Annotated in this window: 16 protein-coding genes; 6 read left to right on the top strand and 10 right to left on the bottom strand. The window is 44.5% G+C overall.

Annotated features, from left to right (window positions below):
- Positions 1-27: 27 nt before the first annotated feature.
- Positions 28-162, top strand: coding sequence for a methionine/alanine import family NSS transporter small subunit (locus IP485_RS02865; RefSeq protein WP_194362890.1), 135 nt, complete (start codon positions 28-30; stop codon positions 160-162).
- Between the two features lie 101 nt (positions 163-263).
- Here IP485_RS02865 and tgt read toward each other — a convergent pair whose 3' ends face one another.
- Positions 264-1,415, bottom strand: coding sequence for a tRNA guanosine(34) transglycosylase Tgt (tgt, locus tag IP485_RS02860; RefSeq protein ID WP_198325892.1), 1,152 nt, complete (start codon positions 1,413-1,415; stop codon positions 264-266).
- A 371-nt stretch (positions 1,416-1,786) separates the two neighbouring features.
- Between tgt and IP485_RS02855 the strand changes: the two genes are divergently transcribed.
- Positions 1,787-2,446, top strand: a complete 660-nt coding sequence (locus tag IP485_RS02855; RefSeq protein ID WP_198325891.1) for an SOUL family heme-binding protein — start codon at positions 1,787-1,789, stop codon at positions 2,444-2,446.
- 139 nt (positions 2,447-2,585) lie between these two features.
- Here the strand turns inward: IP485_RS02855 and asd are convergent, their stop codons facing one another.
- Complete coding sequence (gene asd, locus IP485_RS02850; RefSeq protein ID WP_198325890.1) at positions 2,586-3,719, bottom strand: aspartate-semialdehyde dehydrogenase; 1,134 nt, start codon at positions 3,717-3,719, stop codon at positions 2,586-2,588.
- A gap of 413 nt (positions 3,720-4,132) precedes the next feature.
- Here asd and IP485_RS02845 point away from each other — a divergent pair, with 413 nt between their 5' ends.
- Entirely contained in the window at positions 4,133-5,263 is a 1,131-nt protein-coding gene (locus IP485_RS02845; protein WP_198325889.1) for an endonuclease/exonuclease/phosphatase family protein, read from the top strand.
- A 438-nt stretch (positions 5,264-5,701) separates the two neighbouring features.
- On the opposite strand, the gene IP485_RS02840 is transcribed toward IP485_RS02845, so the two are convergent.
- Together IP485_RS02840 and IP485_RS02835 are read right to left on the bottom strand one after the other, a co-directional pair.
- Entirely contained in the window at positions 5,702-7,096 is a 1,395-nt protein-coding gene (locus tag IP485_RS02840) for a peptidylprolyl isomerase (protein ID WP_198325888.1), read from the bottom strand.
- Between the two features lie 164 nt (positions 7,097-7,260).
- Positions 7,261-10,311 (bottom strand): LPS assembly protein LptD, encoded by a 3,051-nt coding sequence (locus tag IP485_RS02835; protein WP_198325887.1) that lies wholly within the window; start codon positions 10,309-10,311, stop codon positions 7,261-7,263.
- A 459-nt stretch (positions 10,312-10,770) separates the two neighbouring features.
- Here IP485_RS02835 and IP485_RS02830 point away from each other — a divergent pair, with 459 nt between their 5' ends.
- Both IP485_RS02830 and murU read left to right on the top strand, forming a co-directional pair.
- Positions 10,771-11,880 carry an aminoglycoside phosphotransferase family protein gene (locus IP485_RS02830; RefSeq protein ID WP_198325886.1) on the top strand — a complete coding sequence of 370 codons (1,110 nt, stop codon included), beginning with the start codon at positions 10,771-10,773 and terminating at the stop codon, positions 11,878-11,880.
- A gap of 48 nt (positions 11,881-11,928) precedes the next feature.
- Positions 11,929-12,681: an N-acetylmuramate alpha-1-phosphate uridylyltransferase MurU gene (gene murU / locus IP485_RS02825; protein ID WP_227686376.1), complete on the top strand. Its 753-nt coding sequence runs from the start codon at positions 11,929-11,931 to the stop codon at positions 12,679-12,681.
- A gap of 346 nt (positions 12,682-13,027) precedes the next feature.
- Here the strand turns inward: murU and cydB are convergent, their stop codons facing one another.
- The 6 genes from cydB to IP485_RS02790 form a co-directional block, all read right to left on the bottom strand.
- Entirely contained in the window at positions 13,028-14,044 is a 1,017-nt protein-coding gene (gene cydB, locus IP485_RS02815) for a cytochrome d ubiquinol oxidase subunit II (protein WP_198325885.1), read from the bottom strand.
- Positions 14,044-15,540, bottom strand: a complete 1,497-nt coding sequence (locus IP485_RS02810) for a cytochrome ubiquinol oxidase subunit I (RefSeq protein ID WP_227686375.1) — start codon at positions 15,538-15,540, stop codon at positions 14,044-14,046. Before IP485_RS02810 ends, cydB begins: the two co-directional genes overlap by 1 nt.
- 451 nt (positions 15,541-15,991) lie before the next feature.
- On the bottom strand, positions 15,992-18,493 hold the full coding sequence (locus IP485_RS02805; protein WP_227686374.1) for an esterase/lipase family protein: 2,502 nt from the start codon (positions 18,491-18,493) through the stop codon (positions 15,992-15,994).
- A 351-nt stretch (positions 18,494-18,844) separates the two neighbouring features.
- Positions 18,845-19,948 carry a tetratricopeptide repeat protein gene (locus tag IP485_RS02800; protein WP_198325884.1) on the bottom strand — a complete coding sequence of 368 codons (1,104 nt, stop codon included), beginning with the start codon at positions 19,946-19,948 and terminating at the stop codon, positions 18,845-18,847.
- Between the two features lie 209 nt (positions 19,949-20,157).
- Positions 20,158-20,796, bottom strand: coding sequence for a 2-polyprenyl-3-methyl-6-methoxy-1,4-benzoquinone monooxygenase (coq7, locus tag IP485_RS02795; protein ID WP_198326003.1), 639 nt, complete (start codon positions 20,794-20,796; stop codon positions 20,158-20,160).
- Between the two features lie 178 nt (positions 20,797-20,974).
- Entirely contained in the window at positions 20,975-22,306 is a 1,332-nt protein-coding gene (locus IP485_RS02790; RefSeq protein ID WP_198325883.1) for an MFS transporter, read from the bottom strand.
- Between the two features lie 469 nt (positions 22,307-22,775).
- Between IP485_RS02790 and IP485_RS02785 the strand changes: the two genes are divergently transcribed.
- Positions 22,776-26,375, top strand: coding sequence for an autotransporter assembly complex protein TamA (locus IP485_RS02785; RefSeq protein WP_198325882.1), 3,600 nt, complete (start codon positions 22,776-22,778; stop codon positions 26,373-26,375).
- The last annotated feature ends 199 nt before the right edge of the window (positions 26,376-26,574 follow it).

The following is a 26,574-nucleotide window of genomic DNA, read 5'->3' as shown; positions in this document are numbered from 1 at the left end:
AGATTAAAATTTTAATAGGAACTTATTATGAGTACTTCAGCCATTATTTTTATGATTATTTCAATGCTGCTTATCTGGGGCGGTTTGATTGCTGCAATTTTGCATCTAAGAAAGCATCCTGACATTCCTATGAGTGAATTGCCAGATGATCATATTTATTAGTCGCTAATAGCTAATGAACGTGTGAATAAAAAAATGCCAGTCAGGTTTTCCTGACTGGCATTTTTGATTTTATATCTTAAAAAATATACATGGAGCCATCGTTAGCGCAAGTTCAGCTCAGGTACCGTTTGACCACGCTTAGTATAGAACTCGACGACAAACTCATCAAACTTATCTTGTTCAATGGAATCTCTCATGCCTTGCATCAAACGCTGGTAGTAACGTAAGTTATGAATAGTAGCCAACTGTGCACCCAGCATCTCCTTGCATTTATTAAGATGATAGAGATAAGCTCGGCTGAAGTTCTGACAGGTGTAGCAGTCGCATTCAGGATCGAGTGGGCCTTCGTCGTTGCGATACTGGCTATTACGGATACGTACTACGCCTGCGTTGTCTGTATCGCCTGTGACAAAGTAATGACCATTACGTGCGTTACGCGTTGGCATCACACAGTCGAACATATCGACACCGCGACGTACGCCCTCAACTAAATCCTCAGGCTTACCAACGCCCATCAGATAGCGCGGCTTATCTGCTGGCATATCATCAGGGAGATAGTCTAGGACATCCATCATCTCATCTTTGGGCTCACCAACAGATAGACCACCAATAGCATAACCATCAAAGCCAATATTTAGCAGACCTTCAAGTGATTGCTGACGCAAATCAGGATACATGCTGCCTTGTACGATACCAAATAAGGCATTGGTGCTGCCCAGTCTGTTGTGCTCATCCACGCAGCGTTGTCCCCAACGTAGCGACAACTCTAACGATTTTTTGGCTTCGTCATGAGTGGCAGGATATGGCGTACACTCATCAAACTGCATGACGATGTCTGAGTTTAAGCTATACTGAATTTGCATCGATTTTTCTGGAGACAGAAATACCTTAGCACCGTCGATAGGGGATTTAAAATCTACGCCTTCTTCGGTGATTTTACGCATGGCACCCAGACTGAATACTTGGAAACCACCTGAATCAGTCAGGATAGGCTTGTCCCAATGCATGAACTTATGCAAGCCGCCAAACTTATCAATCACCTCGGTACCTGGACGTAACCATAGATGAAAGGTATTGCCCAAAATAATATCCGCACCGATGGCCTCGATATCGCGTGGCAGCATACCCTTGACCGTCCCATAAGTACCAACAGGCATAAAAGCAGGCGTTTGCACGTCGCCATGATTGAGATGAACGGTACCACGGCGTGCACGTGTGTCACCGATGGCCGTTTTGTGTAAGACAAATTGCATATGATTATCACTATTTACGCTATGAAAATGGCGATAATTATAGCATTGTTAGCGGTTTTTTTGGACATATAGTCAGAGAATCACTGAACTGCTACGGCGTTACCCTCCCTAAATGTACTACTTGTACCATTATCATTCGGCTACCTTGTACCCGTTTTAGCGTTATTTGACTCTAGATATTAGGTGTCATCGGTATACGCTCGATACGCACTTTGGTCAATATCGCTTCGTCATAACCAAAAAACACAGATAGCATCCCAAAAGACACAGACAGCAAGTGTCGTCATTGATAAAGTACCAATCATACAGGTGGCGCAGTCAGAGTCATCAGACCATCATTAGACGACATTTTAAGAAATTAGGGAAATAATATGAAAAAGACAGGTTATTTATTATTAATGGGCGGATTATTATTGATATCAAAAGGAGCGATGGCCGCTGAGACAGAAGAGCCAGAGTACACGTTATTGTCGCAAACAGGCGACTTTGAGCTGCGTCGTTATGACGAGCAGCTCGTGGCTCAAACGTGGGTGAGTGGTGACCAAGATTCCGCCAGTCGAGAAGGGTTTAAAGTATTAGCGGACTATATTTTTGGTAATAATACAGCACCAACGGGTGGCAGTAGTAAAATTAGCATGACAGCGCCTGTGACCATGCAGCCTAATAATAAAAAAAGTGAGACCGACTCACAGAAAATCGCGATGACAGCACCAGTGAGTATGCAGCAGGAAGATGGGAAGTGGCGCGTGCAGTTCACTATGCCTAGTCAATACACGATGCAAACGTTACCAAAGCCTAATAATCCAAATGTTGAGATTATTGAAGTGCCTGCACAGACTTATGGTGTGATTAAGTTCTCTTGGCTCGCAGGAGAGGACAAAGTAGCGGAAAAAACCGAAGCGTTGCAGACATGGATGCAAGACCAGAATCTAACGCCTACAGGCGGGCCTGAATTGGCACGTTATAACCCACCTTGGACGTTACCATTTTTGCGCCGCAATGAGGTAATGATTGCCTACGAGCCGAAATAGTAGCTGCAGCTCAAAGATATTATTTTTAATAAGTATGTTATTTATCTGCTTTAACGATTCATAGGTTTATAAAAATTAGCCCCATAAAAAAAGACAGCAATCGCTGTCTTTTTTTTATTCAAGGTTTTGGGTAGCTTGTCTAGTTTTTTTGCTCGCGGATGATATTAAGCATACGGCGTAAGGGTTCAGCTGCGCCCCATAGCAGTTGGTCGCCAACCGTAAATGCACCTAGATACTCAGGACCCATATTGAGCTTACGCAAACGGCCTAACGCAACAGTCAAAGTACCAGTGACAGCCACTGGCGTTAAGCGGTTCATCGTGGCTTCTTTGTCATCTTCTACCAAGTCCAACCATTCATTGCCGCTATTTTTCAGCGCCGCTTCGATTTCTTCTAATGGAATGTCTTTTTTGAGCTTGATGGTTAAGCCTTGTGCATGGCAGCGCATCGCACCGACGCGCACACACATACCGTCGATAGCAATCTTATCAGCTTCAGAATTACCAAGGATTTTGTTGGTCTCAACACCACCTTTCCATTCTTCTTTTGACTGTTTGTTTTCTAACTGAACATCAATATATGGGATTAAGCTACCTGCTAGTGGCACACCGAAATACTGAGTAGGAAAGTCCGCTGAACGCTGAGTCTGAGCGATTTTTTTGTCGATTTCAAGAATGGCGCTAGCAGGATCAGCTAACTCGTCTTTGACCGCATCATGTAATAGGCCCATGCCGCTGATGAGCTCGCGCATGTTGTTGGCACCAGAGCCACTAGCGGCTTGGTACGTCATGGCGCTGACCCATTCGACCCAGCCTCTATTAAACAACTCCCCGATAGCCATCAGCATTAATGACACGGTACAGTTACCACCGATGAAGTCTTTTGTGCCACTGGCTAAAGCGTTATCGATGACAGTACGATTGACAGGGTCAAGAATGATGATGCTGTCGTCTTTCATACGTAGTGTGCTTGCCGCGTCAATCCAATAACCACTCCAACCACCATCACGTAGAGGCTGATGCACTTTTGAGGTGTAGTCGCCACCTTGGCAGGTGATAATCACATCACAAGCAGCAAGTGCTTCAATATCATGAGCATCCTTTAGTTGACTGGTTTCAATACCCTCGAATGTGGGCGCATTGCCGCCAGCATTACTGGTTGAAAAAAATACAGGTGTGATGCCGTTGAAGTCGTTTTCTTCTTGCATACGTTGTATTAATACTGACCCGACCATACCGCGCCAGCCTACCAAGCCTACTGTCAAATTACTCATGAAATCCAATCCTATTTACAGTTATTTGTTGCATCGTCAACCAGTAACAATGCCGTGAATAGCCTAAAAAAGCAAGACGTTTTGGCCATTATTTGGTCGTTTTTCATGCACAATTAACTATGTTCACTATAACTTTAAGTTATTACTGTCAATTGAGATAGCACTAGCATTGTAATTATTTATTGTCATTGCCATAGTATCGTTATTCACCAGTAGGCGAAAATTCTATGAAATGCTACAGTAACCTTCACTATCTACAATCAATAGCCAATCTTAGACAAAATATATAGATGACAGCACGAGACTGAGTCTCATTTTTTGACATGCTTTGCTCCGCTGTTGTTTATCTTTTAGCTCATGATGTCTGTCGTTATTGGCATTATTATCACTTTAACAAACGGTTAGTAACTACTATGGATCTCTCACTCTTCTATTACGGTATACAGTGGTTGGCAGGATTCATCGCATTTGTCACGATTTGGGGCTGGATACCACTTGATAACTGGTGGGTACGTGGCGTTGAGTTTCCACGTATTCAGATCATGGTGCTTGGCATCGTTGCGTGGATTGGTATGCTAGGGTTTTGGTCAGAGTGGCAGACCGGGCAGTGGGCGCTGTTTATTGTGCTTAGTATTACTTTGGCGTTTCAATTGAGAATGATACTGCCTTATACCAAATTATGGAAAAAAGAGGTTCAAAAAGCAAAGGACAAATCGGACAAGCAAGCACATCATATAAAAATCATGGTATCAAACGTCCTTACCCCTAATGATGACACACAAAAACTGGTGGCGTTGGTTGAGCAAAAACAGCCTGATATTTTGATTACTTTAGAAACTGATAAAAAGTGGGAGGCAGCTTTACATCAAATCGAGTCTGACTATCCTTATACGGTAAAAGTGCCGCTTGATAATCTGTACGGCATGCACCTCTATTCTAAGCTTGAGCTGATAGATCCTGACATTAAGTATTTGATCATTGATGACATACCCTCCATTCATACGCAAATGCGTCTGCAAAGTGGTCGAGTGATTTGGTTGTATTGCTTGCATCCTATGCCGCCGAGTCCAACAGAAGCGGACAAATCAACCACGCGTGATGCTGAGCTACTGATGGTTGGTAAGCATATAAAAGAAAACGATCAAACGGCGATATTGGCAGGTGATTTAAACGATGTGGCATGGTCAAAAACCACTCGCCGTTTTCAGCGCATTTCTGGATTGCTAGATCCTCGTATTGGTCGACACTTTATCAATACCTTTCATGTCAAATACCCGTTTTTGCGCTGGGCATTGGATCATATTTTCCATAGTGCTTGTTTTACGGTGGTAGATATCAAGCGTATGCCGTCGATAGGTTCCGATCATTTTCCTGTGATGACAACTTTGCAGTACGAGCCAGAAGAGGCCAGCCAGCAAGAGGGGAATGCCCCTACTGCAGAAGCCAATGATATAAAAGAGACAGATCACAAAATACACGAGGGTAAAAAAGAAGGTAAAAAGGTTTCAGAAGAGCATCGGCAAGAGCAGCGCCGTTTTGTTTAAAATAGGCTATGGCTCGTACGTTGAAAAAACATAAAACTTACCACTGTCACGTAAGCATATGCTTACGCTAAATAAGGTCTTTAGCTTCTATTCCTACCAAATTGATTGACCTATAATAGCAACCATCAACACAAGGATACGTAAGGATACAGTGTTGAGATGGTACTAATAAAGCGCAGGTCAGCCCACTGTCTTATATTACTGTTCGCGACTTAGGATGAGTCGACAAGGAAGAAAGATAATAATAATAACGTGAAGTGTAAAAGCTCCGAACCAATCGCCCTAGGTTCGGAGCTTTTCTTTGTGCGTAAGTTTTAACTTATAAATGGCTGGTTTATGCATGCTGGTGTTATGTGTGTTTATCGCGTTATATACTTTGCAAAAAAGGATACATGCATTTGCATATACCCTTTCATTATTTCAGCGATTCATTGTTTCTTAGCCAACTACTTGTACGTATGCACCGGCACGTAACTCTTGTAGCCAGTCTTCTTTGGCTTGCGGCGCTAGACGTTGATACAACGCTTGACGGGCCATATTGCGACGGTACTGCTCGCTAACATCTTGTTGACGTGTCTCGTCTACTTTCAAAATATGCCAGCCAAACTGGGTTTTGAAGGGTGCAGAGTAGTCGCCAACCGTTGTGTTTTTCATCACGGTTTCAAATGGGCCGACCATATCTTCTTGGCTTACCCAATCAAGATCCCCACCGCGACCCGCTGACCCTGGATCATCTGAATAGGTCGATGCTAGAGCAGAAAATTCAGCACCATTACGCAGTTGCTCATACAAATCATTGATTTTTTGCTCAGCCAGTGCATCCGTCTGTAGCTCATCTACTTTGACCAAGATATGACGAGTATGCCACTGCGGTATCAGCATTTTATCGCTGGCTTTTTTGTCTGCAAGCTTGATGATGTCGATACCTTCTGGGGTCAATATGGGTTCGCTGACCGTGCCCACATCCAGTTTGGTGATTTGAGTTGATAGCTCTGTTGGTAAAGAAGCGGCTTTGTGAAAGCCCATATCGCCGCCTTGTAGCGGGATAGGATAGCTGCCTTGGCTCGCTGTAACGGCTGCGGCGACATCGACATTGGGTTCAAGCAGGCGAGTACGCAATGCTTGTGCGACTTTGAGTGCTTCTTCACGCTGAGCTTCTGATAGGCGGCTATAGTCGTCCATATAAGGAACGCGCACATGCACAGTTTGATATTCGCTTTGGTTTAAGCGTTTTGCTTCAGGCGAGGCCAAAAAGGCATCGATGTCTTGTTCACTGATACGTACTCGACGTGTGATTTGACGCTGTTGTAATTCCTGAATAGCAGTATCTTCAATTAGCTTGGCACGTAGACCAGCATAACTGCCAGGCTGAGTGGCATCTAGACGTTGCTGCAATTCTGAGATGCTATTTAGGCCTTCAGCTTTAGCAATCTGACTAAGTCGCTGATTGATGTCAGCATCGTCAGGTGATAAGCCGTTACGTTTGACCAGCGACAGCTGTAGTTCACGCAAAATAAGGGCATTTAGCACCTCAGTTTGCAGTTGTGCTGAGTTTGCAATCGGCTCTCCTGCGGCTTGGGCGCGAGCTTGGGTTTGTGCCACTGCATCGATCAATTCGCTCTTTAAGATAGCGTTTTCATTGACCAAAGCAATGATACCATCGGTACTGTTGGCAGGTGTCAAACGGTTGACAGAGCTTTGTTCAGTAGTGGCCGATGCTTTAGCGACAGCAGGCTTTACCGTGGCCGCGTGAGCGCTTAGTGTCAGTGCAAGACTGGCACTCATAGATAACAATACTGCTTGGCTGATCTGACCTAAAGAAAAAAATCTCATGAAGTTCCTCATCAATATCATTGTATCGGATAGTAGTCAATCAACTCGATCCAATACGCTTAAATAGTAAAATATTTGGCAGCGTTGCCCATCATACATAATAGGGATAGAAATAATGTCTTACAAATACCGTTATAAGTAATGCTGTCTTAGTCTTTTCAAGCTTAGTCTTTCCAAGCTGTTTGTACGGGTTCAAACCCTAAAATCTTGTCAGAAAGTAGTCTTGTCAAGCGACTACTACCGCTACCCAGACCATTCAATCTGATTTCTGCCATGATGGCTTGTGTGGGCTCGTCTTTGACATTTAGGTCATTGTAGTAACGGCGACCATACACGGCAAAACCAAAGCAGCAGTCTTCATAATCAACACCGAACAGTGAATCAAGCATCTTATTACGATTGTAATCGTATTGACCTTGAGCCAATATCCGCCAGCTGTTATTGATGGGGAAAACAGCGGATGCAGTAAATGCCGATAGCGGCAACTGATCTGTGTTTTCATCGCGCTGGCGTTTGACAAAGCCCACATTGAACAAGCTGTTGTCTGATGGCTGATAGCGCAGTTCAGTTGTCACATAATTCAAATCATAGCTGTTGGTCAGCGCGCCACTGACATCAATCCAAAAATTATTATAAGGTTGAGTGCTAGTATCCCATACCATTCCAGAAGAAGAGGTAAAGACAGGCTGATCATCATCTAGTGTTACACGTCCATCATCCATATAGAACTGCTCAGCAATGCTACCATCAAAACGTGTCACACCCGTTGCATCGATGTAACGATAGTTGACACCAGGCGTGATAGAGTGCAAATCCTGCAAACGATCATGGCCTAAGAACCAACTGTCTGAAAACAGCTGTTCGTAGTTGATAGAAGCAATACGAGTATTAAAGTTAGGGATGTCGTTTTGGTTTTTATAAGGTGAATAGGTATATTTTACTCGTGGACTCAGCAGGCGATACCCACCCATGGTATCGTCAAATACCCCAAAAGGCGACCCTGCTTGATAGAAGTTCAGACCGGCATCGATACTGGCTTGCGGGACAAATACAGACTGGTTACCATCTTCTTCACTCAGATCATTGTCTGCTAAGCTATCCTCATCATAAGAGGTGTAAAGATGCTGCAAGCTTAATTTGGGCTTAACATAACCCCAAGAGGTCTGCATCGGATAGACGGCACTTAGCTTATTATAAATGCGCACGCCACTTTTTTCGTTTTCAGAGCCATCGTCGATAGATTTTTTGAAATAGGCAGAGTCATGTACACCCGTAATATCAAAATTCTTTGCCCACGGTAGTCGGTAATCAAGTTTGAGCTGCGGCAGTCGTGAGTACGGTTTGTCTTTGTCTTCTAGTGCTTCACCATTATCAGTAAAGGCGTCTAGCGTCTGAAATGTTTCTACCTTTAGTTCGCCATCGACATAGTCATTGTAATAATTAACTCGAGCACGGCGTGGCAAGTTTATGGTGCTGTCAGATAGACCTAGAGTGTCAAAGTCATTCACATAGTCGGCATCTGATACATAGTTGTATTCGGCATCACCGCTTAACCGAGGAATGCTTTTTGATGACCAAGAATGATCATAAAAAAGGCTCTTACGGTCTTCGTCGTTATATTCTTTGTCATTTGGCAGATACGAGCCGTTAAAAATACCTTCACCGTAGTTCTCTGTCAGATAGCGGAATTCACCTGAGACCATAGGGTTACGATCAGTATAAATATGCGTGTTGAGCGTCGCATCATAGTTGGGCGCTAGATTGAAGTAGTAAGGAACATCTAACTCAAGACCGCTTTCGCTACTGACACTGGCACTCGGCAATAAAAATCCGCTACTGCGACGACTGTCTATCGGAAAGTTAAAGTAGGGAAGATAAAAAACGGGTATGTCAGCCACTCGAAAAGTCGTGTTATAGGCTTCGCCGCGACCGGTATCTGTATTTAAATCGATACTCTTAGCTTCAAACTGCCATTTACGGTTGGTTGGTGGACACGTACTAAACATGACTTGATCCAGCTCATACTCACTGTCGCTAGGCTTGTTCAAGTGTTTGGCATAGCCGTGTGCTTGCAAATCAACGCTAGCAAAAGCCACATCGTTTGCGGTGGATTGCCCCGTTTCAGTATTGTAATTTAGGCTGTCTGCAACCCCAATTAAGCCACCTTGTGAGGCTTTATCGTTCAGGCTTCTTGACGCATTGCCTTTAGCATTACGCTGGTTTTGAGCGTTACTACGCTGCGCGGTTTTTCCGATGGCTTTGTCAGTAAACATGACATTGCCTTGTGCCGCCGCAATGCCATTGCTCAAATCGAGCATGACTTTTTCTGCTTCGATATGCTGTTTGCCCTGATTGACAATGACATTGCCCGACAGCTCAGCATAGTTAATATTGTTGTAGTAACTATAATCTGACTCTGCAAATAAAGGCGCTTGATTGTTAGGGACATCGCTGACATTAGGCACAGGCTGTCCGTTTGCGCCACCTGTTTCGTTCACTGCCCGCTGATAGTTAGGGTTGCTGGTTGGGTAGACCCATTGACCTTCACAGCGCTGTGCACTGTCGACTGAGTGCGGCAATAGCTGCAAGTCCCGACCTACCTTTGGCGTGGTCTGTGCAGTAGGGGTCAATGAATGAGATACTGACGTATTTGAATTACGATCTCTGTCAGACACCGCAGTGTTGTCGATGTTATTTAATGTTGAGGCATCGGTGTCTGGCGTCAACTCATAAAATTCTGCCAAGCGCATCAGGCTGGCTTGAATACTCTCATCATTAAAGTCAAGCTTACCATTTTTGCGCGTACGCTTAGTGGTCTCTACAGCAGTAGGTATGACAACGTCATCCATACGGATATCATTGTTTGCTTGAGTACTGGTTATTCGATTGCCTTGCGTTTGATCGTTGAGCTGTGCAGCAGGCTCTACCATATCAGTAGCAGCTAGCGCATCTGCATCATTATTTATACGAGTTATCTCTAATGTATCGTCATTGCCTAGATTGTCATCTGAGGCAGTATCGTCTGTTAAAAAGCTATCTTGACTGATACTGGTGTCAGCTGAGACATCAGAATAGCTGTTGGTACTATCAGTAATCAATGGCTCGGTATTTTGCGTGTCAGCATCGCTGATGGCAGCACTCACAGCTAGACTGGATAAGCCTAGTGCACCGAATAAAATCAAGCGAATGCTTTGGTAAAGCGGAGAATATAACAAGGGCACACCTATGATTGCAGAGCCTATTGGATTGCGTTACTGAGCATTGTATTACGACAAACTGTGTTACTGCAGATTACGTTAATAAATGAGTCGCTGTATTGTCTAATAATAACAATACCGATAAAGAGTGTCTGACCGTGTATCGCTGAGAATGAGAAAGCAACCATTGCTCACTGAGCATGCTATCTCAAGAATATGGGCGTTTTACATATAATGACGACTAATCATAGTCAAAAAAAACCAAATCAGCTACACTATTTACCAAAATTTGTAATATAGCTGAACTGTTTTTTTCTGAGTATAAAGTTTTGGCTTAGCGCTAGCGCTTGAATCACCTCTTAACATGACTGTCACCGTTGCTATGACAGCGTAAGATGTCACTATTTTAGCAAGTATTTGCCTGACTTATCACTACTTTAATTATTTATGACTTATATTTAACTGGCGATGCCCATTATGACTGATAAAATCTCTTTAGAAACTGACATGACTGATAACAATCATGAGCGTAATCAGCAATTAAAATATTGGCTGCAGCAAGTATTTGCAGACAAACCTTTTGTCTTAGACAGTCTACCTGGTGATGCAAGTGCACGTCGATATCATCGCATTCAGTTTTCAGACAATCAGGAAACAGCAGATGTGCGTTATATTGTGATGGATTCTGCTGATGAGCAGGATGCCATGCGCCAGTTTATTAATGTTGCAGAGCTGATGTCACCTGCCATCAATGTGCCGAGCTTTGTCGCCCAAGACTTGGATAAAGGGTTTTTGGTGCTACAGGATTTTGGCACAGTAGAGTTTGCTCATTTGCTCACCGGTGCGGCACCTGCTCAGATTAATGAACATTATCAATTGGCCATGCAGACATTGGCTGACCTACAAACGGTGCCAGTTGAGACCGCAAAATCTCAGTACCAGCTACCAGATTATGATGCTGAGTTATTGGATCGCGAAATGAACCTATTTAGTGAGTGGTTCATGCCTTATGTTGGCGTAGAGCCAGAGACAGCAGTGTGGGGCAACCTGAAGTCAGTGTTAATGACGGACATTTTACAACAGCCACAGGTCATTGTTCATCGCGATTATCACAGTCGCAACTTGATGCAAGACCAAGCAGATACTTCACGATTGGGTGTGATTGACTTTCAGGACGCTGTGATCGGGTCTTATACGTATGATTTGGTCTCATTAGTACGCGACGCGTATGTTGACTGGTCAGAGAGTCAAATATCTGGATGGGTTGATGATTTTTGGCAGTTGCAACAGCAAAGAGCCATCGCCACCACTGACACAGTAGCCCAGCTCGAAAACGATATGAATGTGATGGGCGTACAGCGTCACCTTAAGGTGCTAGGCATATTTATTCGACTATCTGAGCGAGATGGCAAAGACCGCTATTTGGCTGACATCCCTAAAGTGATGCGTGATTTGATTACCGAGTTAAACTGGCTGGCCGAGCAGGGTAGCGATGAGATAAAACAGGCAGTGCTACCGTTTAATCAATGGTTGCAAGATACTGTTCTACCTGCGTATCAAAATAAATTTGAGATTGCCTCGCTATAAGCTGTATCAGAAAAACTGAACATTAAGACAATACAACAAGGAGCGCATATGTCGAATGCTATGTCTACGCCTAACATTACGCAAGCCATGATTTTGGCTGCTGGTAAGGGTACCCGCCTGCGTCCACTGACACTTGAGACCCCTAAGCCGTTGGTTGAAGTTGGCGGACAGGCACTCATTGTTTGGCACATCAAAGCGCTACAAGCGGCAGGTATTACCGATATTACCATCAATGTATCATGGCTTGCAGACAAGCTCATGGACACGCTGGGTGATGGCTCTCAATATGGGGTCACACTGCATTGGTCCGTGGAAGATGATGAACCGCTTGAAACAGCGGGCGGTATTTTTCAGGCATTACAATCAGGTAAGTTACGAGACGAGCCATTTATTCTTGTCAACTCTGATGTTTGGACGACCTATGATCTTGCTCAGTTGCGAGACTACGAATTAGGTGCTGATCAGCGCGCACATTTACTACTGATTGACAACCCAGAACACAATGATGGCGGTGATTTTGCTATCAATAACGGTCTTGCTAGTGAGCAGCCTGTTGGTGATGCAGACAAGCATACCTTTGCGGGTATCAGCGTCATGTCGCCGAAATTGGTAGAAGGGCTAGTATCAGGTCAGCCTGCCGCGTTGGCACCACTGCTCAAACAAGCCATGCTTAAGTTTCAGGTTACCGCTGAAGTCATTACCGACAATTGGATAGATGTGGGTACCCTTGAGCGCTTAGCCCAAGTAAATGAATTTATTGAACAAAACAATATTGATAATCATCAAGGTCGACCACGCTAACACGCACAGAACCCTTCGTAAAACTGCAGTCATAGAACCCCAGTCATAAAAAAGCAGCGCCAATCAATCGGCGCTGCTTTTTTATTGTTATCAAGTGTCACTATTAAACATTGTTTTTGAGTATTAGACCAACACTTAAACACCCATGGCCAGTTTGATTAACTGTGCAATCGTAAATACCACCAAAAATCCAGTTAAATACAAGCCAAAAAACCACGCCCATTGGGACTGTTTTTTACTGAGTTTTTTCATATAGATCTCCTGATTAGCTTCTGAGATGTGGTCACCACAAGTGAATAATGACAACCACAGTTTCTAGCTGATCTGCGAGGTACCGCCGTTTGTATTAGTACATCGGATTATGATCAGATTTACCTTTAAACGTATAGTAGGCAAAGGCGGTATAACTTAAGATAATCGGCAGCATAATAACAGCGCCAATCAACATAAAGGATAAAGACGTATCCGCTGCAGCGGCCTCATAAATCGTCATTTGATACGGGACAATATAAGGGAACATGGCAAAACAAACACCAATATATCCCATCAAAAATAACATCACTGTCAATAAAAATGGACGATATTCACGCTCAGTCTTTAAATCTTTACGCATGATAAAGAACAACAGCATGACGATGATAGGCATAGGGGCAAGGTAGAGTAGCTCTGGAAAACCAAACCATCCTTCAAGCGCATCGATATCAGAAAAATACATGAATGTCGTCACCACAATCATCGCAATGACCAAGGCAGTCAGCATCCAACCAGATACGCGGCGTGCCCATACTTGTAGGGTGTGCTCTGTTTTTATGATAAGCCACGTCGAGCCCAGTAATGCGTAGCCGATAATCATGGCAAAGCCGCAAACGATAGAGAAAGGCGTTAACCAGTCAAATGGCCCGCCCGTGTACAAGCGATTGCTTGCCTCTAATCCTTGCACCAGCGCCCCAAGCATAATACCTTGAGAGAAGGTCGCGACCACTGAGCCGACAAAAAAGCAAGTGTCCCAAACATGGCGACGTGTCGAGGATTTAAACCGAAACTCAAATGCCACGCCGCGTAGAATAAGACCAAATAGCATCGCCGTCACAGGCAAATAGAGACCGGTCATTATGATGCCATAAGCAACAGGAAACGCTGCAAACAGCCCGCCGCCGCCTAATACGAGCCACGTCTCATTACCATCCCAAAAAGGGGCGATAGAATTCATGATACGGCTACGGTTTTTGTCTGAGCCGGCAAACGGAAATAAAATCCCGCAGCCCAAGTCAAACCCGTCAAGCAGTACATAGACAAAGACCGCCAAAGCAATCAATCCGCCCCAGATAAGAGGTAAATCTAATACATCACCGAAGTTAAACATTAGCGTAATCCTCCATCTTCGACATCATTTGCTGGAGCATCTAGGCCCTCTTTTGTACTTTTTTCATGGTTGATATCACCACTTAACGCACGACCTTGACTCTCTGTTACTGAGTGCTCATAGAAATTATCTTCAGCAGGATCTGTGTAAGGTTTTGGCCCCTGAGCAATCAAGCGTAGGATATAAAAGCTACCTGCACCAAAGACAAAGATGTACAGCACGATGAATCCAATTAATGTCGTAGCGACTTGCTGTGCAGCGACTGGTGACATACTCTCAGCGGTACGTATAACGCCATAGACCGTCCATGGCTGACGACCCGTTTCGGTCACAAACCACCCTGCCAACAATGCAATAAACCCAAGCGGTGTCATCATCATCCACGCACGGTGGAACCAAACACTTTCGGGATTGAATTGTTGTTTTTTGAAGTATTTATAGACGCTAAATAAACCGACCAGCACCATCAACATGCCAATACCAACCATGATACGAAATGCCCAGAATACAATAATGACATGTGGTTGGTCTTCTGGAGCCCAGTTTTTGAGACCCTTCACTTCACCATCTAATGAATGGGTGAGAATCAAACCTGTGACATAAGGGATTTTTACTTCGTATTTATTGGTTTGATTTTCTTGGTCAGGAATCGCAAAGAGACGCAATGCGGCACCGCGCTCATCCTCCCAAATACCTTCCATCGCAGCCACTTTGGCTGGCTGATGCTCAAGCGTATTCAGACCATGCTCATCACCAATCAACACCTGTGCTGGTGCCACAAAGATGGCCATAATCATTGCCATACCTAGCATCACACGACCATGTTCACGGTGCTCAACGTGTTTCTTAGATTGGATATAGTAGGCACCGATACCACCAATGACAAAGGCAGTGGTTAAAAAGGCCGCCGTCATCATATGTGCGTAACGATAAGGGAATGAGGGGTTGAAGATAATTTCAAGCCAATTGGTCGGATAAAGCAGGCCGTCTGCACCCATCATAAAACCTTGAGGGGTTTGCATAAAGCTGTTAGCAGCCAAGATCCAAAAGCCTGAAATCAGTGTACCGATAGCAACAATGGCAGTGGCGGCAAAATGCATGCGTTTGCTGACACGGCCCCAGCCAAATAGCATAATACCTAAAAAGGAGGCTTCTAAGAAAAATGCGGTCAATACTTCATAGGCAAGTAGTGGGCCTAAAACGTTACCGGCTTTGTCAGAGAAGACAGCCCAGTTGGTACCGAACTGGTAAGACATTACCACACCTGATACTACACCTAGACCAAAGACCACGGCAAATATTTTTACCCAGTGCTTATAGACCTCAGCGTAGATAGGTTTGCCAGTTCTTAACCAACGAAACTCGAGTACAGCAAGCCAGCTGGCAAGACCGATAGAGAATGCAGGAAAGACAATATGAAACGAGATAACAAAAGCGAATTGGATGCGAGCGAGTGTCAGCGCATCGAGCTGGTCAATCATAAATGTAGCGAACATAAACGGTTACTCTCATCTGTTAGCTGAATAGCGCTGCCATCCGTACAACGCTCAAGTAACTGTCCGTAACTGTCCATCGATCAAAGGGGCAAGCATTACGGGCAATGGCTCAGTGACGTGGGCTTAGCGACATTCGACATAAATTGCGGCTAGGCTTGTGGTTCACTGTTTAGCTGAATTGAATAATTTATGTCCCTATAAATTCATATATTACAGTCATGTGCTATAGATATATTATGCGCTTACCTAGATATACACGCAAGCAACCTAAAAGGTCAGTTGCATACCTAGCAGTCATCGAAAAAAAGCACCATCAATGTTGAAAAATAAAATTAATTTTATTAAAAACAAAGCATTATGTAGCAAGGGCTGCGTTATTTAAAAATAAAACTCTGTGTTTAAAGAGGGCTATTCGTACCTCAAAAACCCTCATCAATAACAAAAATCTACATCATTCTTGTAGCTGCTTATGCAGGATTCTTCGCAACGTCAAAATAGTTTGCGGGTTGGTTTGAATACTGTGTCCACCATTGATAATCGTCTCAGAAGCGGCGCCATCTAAATGTGCACTGGTATAAGGAACAATACCATCTGACAGACGCTCGGTCAGTGCTTGACTGATATCCTCGTCGACGGTGACAGCAGCGACTAAGGGTTCAGGCGGCAGCTTTGGTTCATCGCTTGAAGTATCAGTAATAGCAGTACTGTCGTCGATGCTCTCTTTTTCTGTGGCCGCTTGTGATAGGTCAATCTTGGCGCCCTCTGGCTGTGCTTGTGCCAGTCCTTTGGTAATGTCAGCATCATTATTGGCAATAATGGAGTGATAAGTAATACGATCATTAATGGCAATGTCTTTGGTTAACGCGATAAAAGAGGATTTGTCACTAAGCTGGCTGGCACCGTTCTGTAGATAAAGCGCACCCAATGGATTTTCCGCCAAATCGCCTTGTGTGGCGATGGTCGCCAAATTATCCGTAAATGTTTTTACCAATCCCACTGGCAAATAAACAATCCGGCGCAGCGCACGGGTGAACCAGCGATCTGCGTAATCAGTGCCGCGAAAAGGTGCTGACAAAAACACTGCCGTGTCTACTTGCGGTAAGGTTTGTAGCTCAAACCGTTTCTTTAGCTCTTCTTCGCCAAAGGACGCTTTTAGCGCATCACGGATTTTCTGTTTTTCATTATTAGAAAGTGTGTCTTGATCATTGAGCTTATCTAGGTCGTTGACCAAATTGTCATCAGATAGCATCATACGAGCGATGATAGCGCCCATACTGTGACTGACGATGACGCTATTGCGACTTGCACGATTTTGCCCCTCTGGGTCTGTCTTGTCATACGTGCTATTGATTAGGCGTTGAATTTGATAGCGGTTTTCTAAGATAGGCAAGTTGGTTGGATAAAATATCTGCCACACCTGATAGTTGTCCCGCAGTTTGTCATCATTCAAAATATCGTTGGTCAGATTGACCCAAGTGGCAGGACTAGATGCCAGACCATGCAACATAATTAAGACGCGCTTGTCAGGGTCATAAGGCTCGAGCATAAATAGCTTGGGGAGCCGCTCTTCTGGCTGGCGCGTGATGAGATTGAGATAACCCACGCTATCTAACTGGTTCTCTGCTAGCCATAAACCATAACCGGCAGAAAAATTGGCCGCCAGTGGGTAGTCATCATTGAGAATATTGACGGTTTCGGTCTGGTAGGGATTGTACAAATGAATGTCCAATTGACGACTGTTCAGCACGTCTAGCACGCTGTCACCACTTGGTTTTATTAGCCCAGTCAGCAATAGATGCCCAGTAGGGTAAATGCGCGAGCTGGTCTCGCTGTCATTATCGCTGCCCTCAGCATTGCTATTGGTGCGCTCATCTTCACTTGCCAATCTGTCTGACAGCGTAGAAACCAACAGCTGACGAATAGTGGTGGTATAACGATCATCTAATGAGGCAACCAAGCTGATACCTAAGCCTGGACGCTTGCTAATGGAGTTCAGTCCAGAGAGGCGCAACTCGTAAGTTGAGACCAAATCTGCGAGTGCCGAAGATTGTTTATTGGCGTTTTGTAGATAGTTATTTTCATTAGGCAGATAGATATCAAGGTTATAGTCATCTATGTGTACCTTCATGACTTTGACTTGATCAATCGCTTTACCTTTTAGCGGTGCACGATTGGCAATAGAGGCTTGATGATTGCTATCACGGTCAGTAGATGCGATGGGCAGATGCTCTATTTTTGTATTGCCAAGCAAATTATCTGAATTCTCAGTCGATCGATAGAGCTGCGTAATCACATCATTACTGGCGGCATTATAGATGTCTTGGGTTTGGATATCGCTATCAGTTGGAATACGAGTCTGACTAGGTGTGCGGCTATCACTCTGTTCTGCCCCCTCAAAATCATGATTTAAGCTGTCATAAAATAAGTAGGTATAACTCGATTTGACGGCATCAAACAACCGCTCTTGATAAGCGGTTAGACACAGATTGGTGTCTTCTTGCTTCGCTTTGGCGTCTTCATCGCTTAAAGGCGCATTGGCATAGTAAGGGTCAAGTGGTGGGCGATCTAGGGCACTGCGGCAGCTCTGTGAGTCAGCCAATTGACGGGCTTTTGCATAGTGTAACTCTGCAAAAATCGCTAATGCCGGACGATAATGTTTGTTTAAAATACTGTCGGTCAGCTGAGTCAAACATAAGTCAAACTGCTGCAGACAGGCTTGCTCATTAAGACCTGCTGATAGTAGGGCGGATGCGGTATCGCTACTCAGTTTGTCGTCAGTGACGATATTGCCGCGCTGTGCAGTGATGGTTTTGGCGGTGGCTTGTTTTTCCACTGAGACGACGCTACAAGCAGGTAGTAGCGTTGTCGCTACTAATAAGAGAACTGCGGTGATGGGCAAAGGGGGTTTGGTAGCGTGTGTTACTACCTGTTTGCCAAGGCTAGCAAAAATCATAGGTCAGTCCAATAAACCGTGGTCATGAGTGCGAACAATGAGCGTAATAGCGATATGAATGAGTGTAGCGCAACTTTTGCTATTAGAGGATTTTATTTCAGGTGCTATAACGAAGATCTATGTATCGGATAATGTGGTCAAATTAGTGTTATTGATGCTAAGCATACTTAGATTTTAAAGCGCATTTGTATTTGGGAAGAATAACTAAGACTAAATATCTTTGCGAACACCCTATAGTTCTCTGACTATATCGGTAGGCACAAAAAAGCGCGTTTGCTTTGTCCATAAAACAAACGCGCTTGGTATCTGACAACGACATTACTTATAAACCATTAGTGTTCAAAAAATGGATTAGGCACCTGGTTTTACGTTGATGTTAGGTGCTGCAATATCCCAAATATAGAATTTGCCGTCTTCAATCATCTTAATCTGCTCAGGAATGACTTTGTTATCAGGATTTTGCCCTTCAAGGCGACGTAGACGCTCTAATGCATTGGCTCTACGATCACTCAATAGATCTGACTGTGCCAAGCTTTGCTCCGCTTCGGTGTAGCCCAAAGACACAGCACGATCTAGATATTTCTGACCTTCTTTGAATCCGCCACCCTCTGACAGCATCATGCCATACAAAAAGTTCGCTTCGGCGCTACTCGGTTGCAGCTTGATAGCGCGGTCAACATATTGACCCCCGCGCACAGTATAGTCTGACCCTAAGTCAAGATTACGTCCCATCCCATTGAGCTTAGCTGCGCGTAGCAACACCTCATAAGAGGCTTCTGGTGACTTGGCATACGGCTCAATCCAATCAGCCAATACTTTGATTTTTTCACGCGTGTAATGACGCTGCGTACGGTTAGGGAAGTTTGGCGGATAATGACGAGCATTAGGCGATACATCTGCGATGAAATCATCGAGCAAGCTGACATCAAGCTTGTTTGTGCCAAGGCCTTTTTGCTGAGGAACCAATACGGTGGTAACAAAGCTCATGTCTGAGAGTTGTACTTGCGGCGTTGGTATATTAGGCAGCTGACCACTACGTAAGTCGATACCTGGGGCTGTCATTGGACCTGGCTCATAAACACGAGTGGTGCCGCTCATCACAGGCGCATCATTTGGCATCATCATTTGCGATGCTGGTGGAGTCATCTGTGGCTGTGCAACACTGACAGCCGCATTGTTTTGCGGTGCATTATTGAACTGCATGTTGGCTGTTGATGGGGCATTACTCGCAGGTAGTGATGCTGTGCTTGGCTGAGCTGGGATAGTGGTCGCGTTAGGACGAGCCAATCGGATCACACGTTTGCTTGAGTCCATCGCACTTGGTACGGCCATAGACGTCGCTGCGGTATCAGTTGCTGCATTGACTGGCGCAGATAGCATCATCGCGCAGGCAGCGGCCAATGCAGTGAGTGTGGCAATCTTTGGTGACTGGCTGTTAGAGAGAGTCGCTTTCATAAAAAATGTTACCTTATTTGATTTATTTGACGGTTATTTATGCATTGATTGGTAGATTCTTTGGATATGTCTGTACGCTAAAATAAGACCATTACAAATACCCTAGCAAATTGAGCGTCAGGCTATCTGTGGTAGGACTGTTAATCATCAATGTGCATCATATCTAATGACATTAGTCACGCTATTGATGAAAGATACCATATCCACTATTACAAATGATATGCAGTGGCTTTCATACGATTGGCCATCCAGCGCATGGTATGGCGTATCGGTGGTGATAATGCTGCGCCGCCACTGGCCAATGCCAGCTCACGATGATGCAACTCTTCGATATCCATCTGTGCCAGTATTTCTTTTGAACGTGTATCATGCGCGGGCAGTTGTCCGATATGCTCTTGCAGATGTTCGCTGACCTGTGCCTCTGTTTCTGCGACAAACCCTAAGCTAAACTCATTAGAGATTGCGCCTGCGACAGCACCTAGCCCGAATGACATGCCGTACCAAAGCGGGGTAAAAATACTGGCATGGCTACCAAGCTCACTCAAGCGAGTCTCACACCACACGAGGTGATCGACTTCTTCTTCAGCAGAGTGTTGCATGGCCTGTTTGACGCCGCTATCTTTGGCAGCGAATGCTTGCCCATGGTACAGACCTTGCGCGCATACTTCGCCAGTATGGTTGATACGCATGAGGCCTGAGACATGTCTTGCCTCTGTGATGGTCAGCTCAGGAATCTCATCACTACTAACAGGTAGTGGACGAGTACTGGGGTTTGAATGCGGCACGACAGCTCGTAAGGCCTTGTCGACGCCAAGTAATAATTGGTCGATTTTAGATAAAGGGCGCAGGGCCATGGTTCACTCCTGATGGCGTTGAGCATTATCGATAACGTTAGATATATAGTGCTACAGTTTTCAATATTAGCAACCAAAGCGCGTTTCTAGCAGAACTGTTCTGGGTTAAATGGCTCTGGTAGCTATACATTTAACTTTTTAATAATACAAATTCTAGTGGGGCAATGTTTAACTATACAGCGTGCTCATCTTCGGTCTGAATCACCGCGTGTTTAATGTGCTTATTGAGCTTAATATATAAAAAAGCACCAAAGGCAATATTGAGTAGTCCTGTCACCATAAATAGCTGTGGTAGGCTCAGGCCTAAGGTATTTAAGATCACAATCGCAAAAATCGCTGAGGTGACCATAAATATCGCATTAAAGATATTGTTGGCACCAACCACACGTGCACGGTGACTCTTGGGTGCATATGCTTGCATCGACGCATATAAAGGGACGATATACAAACCACCGCTGAATCCTAAAAAGAATAAATCAATAAAGACGCGCAAGCTGCCACTGATACCAAACAAATCACTGACACCCAATAAAGTTCCATTATTCACATTTATATCGAGTGCGGAAAGCGAAAAGTACAAATCAACAGCAAAGATACTCAAACCAGCAATACCGAAAGGCAGTAAACGTAAACTGACTTGGTTTTTGGTAAAGGACTTGCACAGCAGCGAGCCGATTGAGACGCCGACAGAAAACAAGGTCAATAGGAAAATGACCACTGACTCATCACCGTTCAAAATCACCTTACTAAATTCTGGCACTTGGGTCAAAAAAGTTGCCCCATAAAACCAAAACCAGCTATTACCCAGCACGACAAAAAACAAAAAAGGTAGTGAGTATAAGTAGCGTACCGTAGACAAACTGGTGGTAATGATATTCCAGTTAATCTTCAGCGTCGGCTGCATCGCTGGCATGTTAGGAATGTAACGTGCAGCCAGATAACCAAAGACTGCGACGACCAAGACTGTGGCACTGATCCAATACAGTGATTGAGACAGTTGGGTGAGGACACCTGCGACAATCATACCAACGAGAATAGCCAGTGAGGTGCCCATCTGAAACAGACCATTAGCACCGACCAATTCGTCTTTATTCATGGCTTGCGGTAGATACGCGTATTTAATCGGGCCAAAAAAGGTCGAATGCGTACCCATCAAAAACAACGCCACAAACAATAACGCATACCACTCAAACACAAAACCAATCGCAGCAATGGCCATAATGACCAGTTCAAGCAGTTTAATAAACTGGGTAAGCTTTGATTTTTCGTACTTATCAGCAATTTGCCCTGCCAACGCCGAGAATAGGAAATAGGGCAGTATGAATAACATCGCTGCTAGATTGTTTAAAATACTGACTTCCATTCCCAGCTGGCTAGCTGCGGTATAAGTCAGTACCAGAATGAGAGCTTGCTTAAAAATATTGTCGTTAAATGCCCCCAAAAATTGGGTAAAAAACATGGCACTAAAACGGCGGTGCTTAAATAACTGGAACTGACTGGACATGGATATTCCTACAGATAAATCGCGGCTGATAGAGTAAAGAGCAGTGCTAACTCTGGTTATTTATATAGTCATAATCGTTAATATTATCAAAAACTTATCGAAATATAGCGTAGGTTTTATCGATATTAAGCCGTATAATAGCAAGGCTTCATAAAAAATACATGTGACGGGCGCTATGATTTCATAATTATCTAAGTTATGATTTGTAAATTTTGCATGATTGCTTTATAAGGTGTGGTGCCCATACCTCTGTGCATTGCTATTTGCTAAGGTCGCTAAAATCATTTGTATCATGACCCATCGTACGGTGATAGCGCACAGCACAAGATGGCAATCTGAGCGGTCAAAATTAAGAGCAAGGTAGTAAACCATTAATTGCAGCCAACTGCTATAAGTTTATTCACCGGTCAGACTGAGCGATGGTTTATCGCTGACACAGCTGTGCCGCGTGAGATGATAGGACGTAAATATGACCCAGCAGCCTTTAAGTCGAGCACCTTATGCAACACTGACACCGCATCATACCGTTATTATTCAAAATGATAGCGGCGTTCACTGTGCTCGCAATACTGCGCCGCGTGTGCATTTTTCGCGTTCAGCGCTTTTTACAGCGCTTGCTACCAGTCTGATAGGCATTGCCCCTGCGGCATTGGCAGATACCACAAATTATAGCAACTACAGTAATGATGCCAATCAGCCCACGACCAATCAAGTAGCTGACGATGAAGCAACCACGCTGTCAGCAGATGACAATCTACCAGAAAACAATCAACCAGCAGATGATACAGAAAGTGATAGCCAACTCGATGCTGCTCTAGATGCACTGCGCCTAAAAAAAGCGGTCGAGCAAGGTATCATCGAGCAATCGGTATTAGACGATTATAGAGAACAAACCCTCGGTATCAAAAAGTCTAACGCGAATAGTGTCTCTTCTCAAAATAGTAGCACCCAACCTAACAGTTTAAAAAGTAGCAGCACTCAAAATAGCAGTAGTGCTCAAGATGAAGACGTGTTCGATGAAGACGCAGCACTGCAGGCGGCTGTCTTACAGCAACAGGGCTATCAGATGATGACGCCTGAACAGATTGATCGTGAGATGGCTGCGCTGGATCTAGAAAATGCACAAGACATTAACGGCATAAACAATCAAAACAATAGCAGTAACAACGACAGTGACTTTGATGTACCCGTTGCAATGCTTGCTGATACGTCACCGCCGATTGGACTAGATATCGATCTGGATGCGACCAGTGTACCCACGCCGAGTAATCTTGAGACCTTGGGTCAGAGTGATTCAAATATAGAACAGGCGGCTGCTACCACGCTGTCGCGCCCAACCACGGTGACTGACTCTGTAAGTAATGGGCGTGCCAATCAAGAGAACGGTACCAGTAACACAGACAATATCACTGTAGAAAACGCTATCACTAACGATGAAGCCATGACTGTTAGTGATGATGTAGCGGCTAGTGACAATACAGGCAGTGAATCGGGGACCACAGCTGATATTATCAATCCTGATGACTACTTACCGGATTATCAAACCGACACTCAAGTAGTCGATCAAAGTATTAATGCCACTGAACAGAAAAAGCCACGCGCGCGTAACAGAGGCAATATCGTAAAACGTCTCTATAATCGTTTCTTCGGTGATGGCGTCATAGCGCTGCCAAATGTAGAAACCACTATTTATCTACAGCAAGCAGCCGATAAAAATAGTGACATTAAAGACGATGACATTAAAAACAGTGCCGACAGTGGTTTAATGGGTACTCGCTCAACCAATCTTGACGCTACGAGTGATAAGGTAAAGCTCATTGAAGCGGATACTGATGTGCAGCCAATGAAAAACATCAAAGCAGCACTCGATGAAACGACCGTACAATCACTTGTTGATTTTACAGCGGCTCTGCCACGCTTGCGCCAGACTGCGATGGATGCTGCTAAAGCAGTTGGTTACTACGAGGTTAACTTACGGCTGCGTCAGCCCAATCGAGATACGATCGAGGTTATCATCGAAGATTTAGGTGAGCCGGTACTCGTGGATAGCCGCATTGTCGAGATTCGCGGTGAAGGTAGTGAACAAGAAGAGTTTATCGCGCTCCAAGAAGACTTGCCGCCGCAAGAAGGTGATGTCTTTAATCACCGTGTCTATAAAAGCAGCAAGGCTGCGCTCGAAGCGCTGAGCAACACCTATGGGTATTTTGATCAATACTGGTTAAACAAATCAGTTGATATCATCTTGCCAGATAACAAAGCCGATGTGTCTTTGGTCTATAACACTGGGGATCGCTATGAATTTGATGACGTTGTGTTTTTTACTTATGACGCAAAAACCAATACCCTGACACAAGATCCTGACAAGTTGCCAGTTGAGTTGTCATTATTGCAGCAGTTATATGGCTTTACGCCAGGACAGCCTTTTTATCGTCCTGATGTGACCAAGTTTAGTAATGATTTATCGGCGACGCGCTATTTTAATACCGTCAATGTCGAATCGATATTGCCACCAGATGATAGCAGTAGAACCAGTACTTTGGCGTTCGATAACGCGCCAAATAATAGCAGCAACACGTTAGATGATGATGTGGATAGCGGTGATGGTTCAGAAGCTATTAATAATAGCGATAACGAGGTGCTAACAGCATTTAAAAACGGTCAGGCCAGTGCAGAAAACACCAGTAATGACAATAGTGACATTGGTGCAGCGGGTAACAGTATATCAGGTAGCAGTAGCGGCGAGACGGTCAATCCTGCGGACATAGCGGCTATCGAGTTTGAAGCGGATGAAGCCACCCTCGATAAGCTAAAAGCCATTCAACAAAAAGCAGATCGTCTCAGCCGTTTGCCAAATGACCGCGTACTTGATGAGAAGCAACAAGAAACAGATAGTATATTGGGTAAAATCAGTGATTCAATCACCAATGTCGCACAAAAAATATTCCCTGATGAAGTCAGTATACTCGCTGATGAGAACTTTGTACCGCCAACCTTAGCAGGGCGCAAAACCCCGCAAGAAGTAGCAGAGAGTAAAAAAATACCGCTCTATGTGTTTGTCGCTGCCAACAAACCGCGCGATGCGCAAGTTGGACTGGGTTATGGTACCGATACAGGCGTTCGAGCGACAGCAAAAATAGACTATAACCTCCTTAACCGTCAGGGCTATCAAGCAGGCGCGGAGACTGAGGTATCAAGAATTAGCAAAAACGTCGCAGTCTATGCGAGCAGGCCATGGAACCATCCGCTGAATGACAAGCTAGATGCGCGCCTCACCTATGAAGAAGAAGTCATTGATCAAGGTGAAGGCAACTTTGATCTATCGACCAAAACGCTCAAAGCTGCCTTGGCACGCAATATTCGCCGTGATAATGGCTGGAACCGAAGCTACTCTGTGCGCTATCGTTTAGATGAGCTTGAAACGGGCGTTGATGGAGCGGCACTTGATGACTTGCCAATCCGCTTCACCTCATCAAGTCCGAAACAAAGAGCGCTGTTGTTTGGTTATGGCATGAATAAAACCGAAGTCGATAACGCGACCAATCCAACGCAAGGTATCCGTCAGTATTATTCGATTGAAGCAGGCAGCGACGCCGCGTTGAGCGATACAGATTTGGCGATTGTACGAGCTGGTGTCAGCGGTATCTATAGCTTTGGTGAAGACAAAAAGCACCAAGTGCTGGGTAGTGTTAATACAGGCTATATCTGGGCCGATGATTTTTATGATGTGCCTTATAAACTGCGCTTTTTTGCGGGCGGTGATCAAAGTATCCGTGGTTATGACTATGAGAGCTTATCACCATTGGACAAAGGTTATTTGACAGGTGGTCAAATACTGGCGGTCGGTAGTGCTGAGTACAATTACGAATTTAAACCCGGATTTCGCGGCGCGTTCTTTACCGATGTTGGTAATGCGTATGACAAAGACTTTGAAACAGAGACAAAAGTCGGTGTCGGTGTCGGTATCCGCTGGGCATCTCCAGTAGGTATGGTACGTGTTGATGTGGCCGCTGGTGTGACAGAGGAGAGTATTCCTGTGCGACTACACTTCTTTATTGGTTCCCCTTTATAATGGTATAGCGGCCTAGTTTTGTCATAGTATTATATAGTCGATTCAATTTAAAAATAGTACAAGGCAACCGAGTGTAGATGTATATTAAATACTTCAAGCGAGGTTAACGCAGTAATAATTTTATAGTGGAATGACTATAGTCTAGCCATTAAACCGCTTTATATATTATCCATCGTACCGATTGCTGGTCATCATTCTT

It is taken from the genome of Psychrobacter sp. NG27, assembly GCF_016106655.1.
Taxonomy (GTDB): Bacteria; Pseudomonadota; Gammaproteobacteria; order Pseudomonadales; family Moraxellaceae; genus Psychrobacter.
Note: the sequence above shows the minus strand (reverse complement) of the source record. Positions and strands in the feature narration are given on the sequence as shown.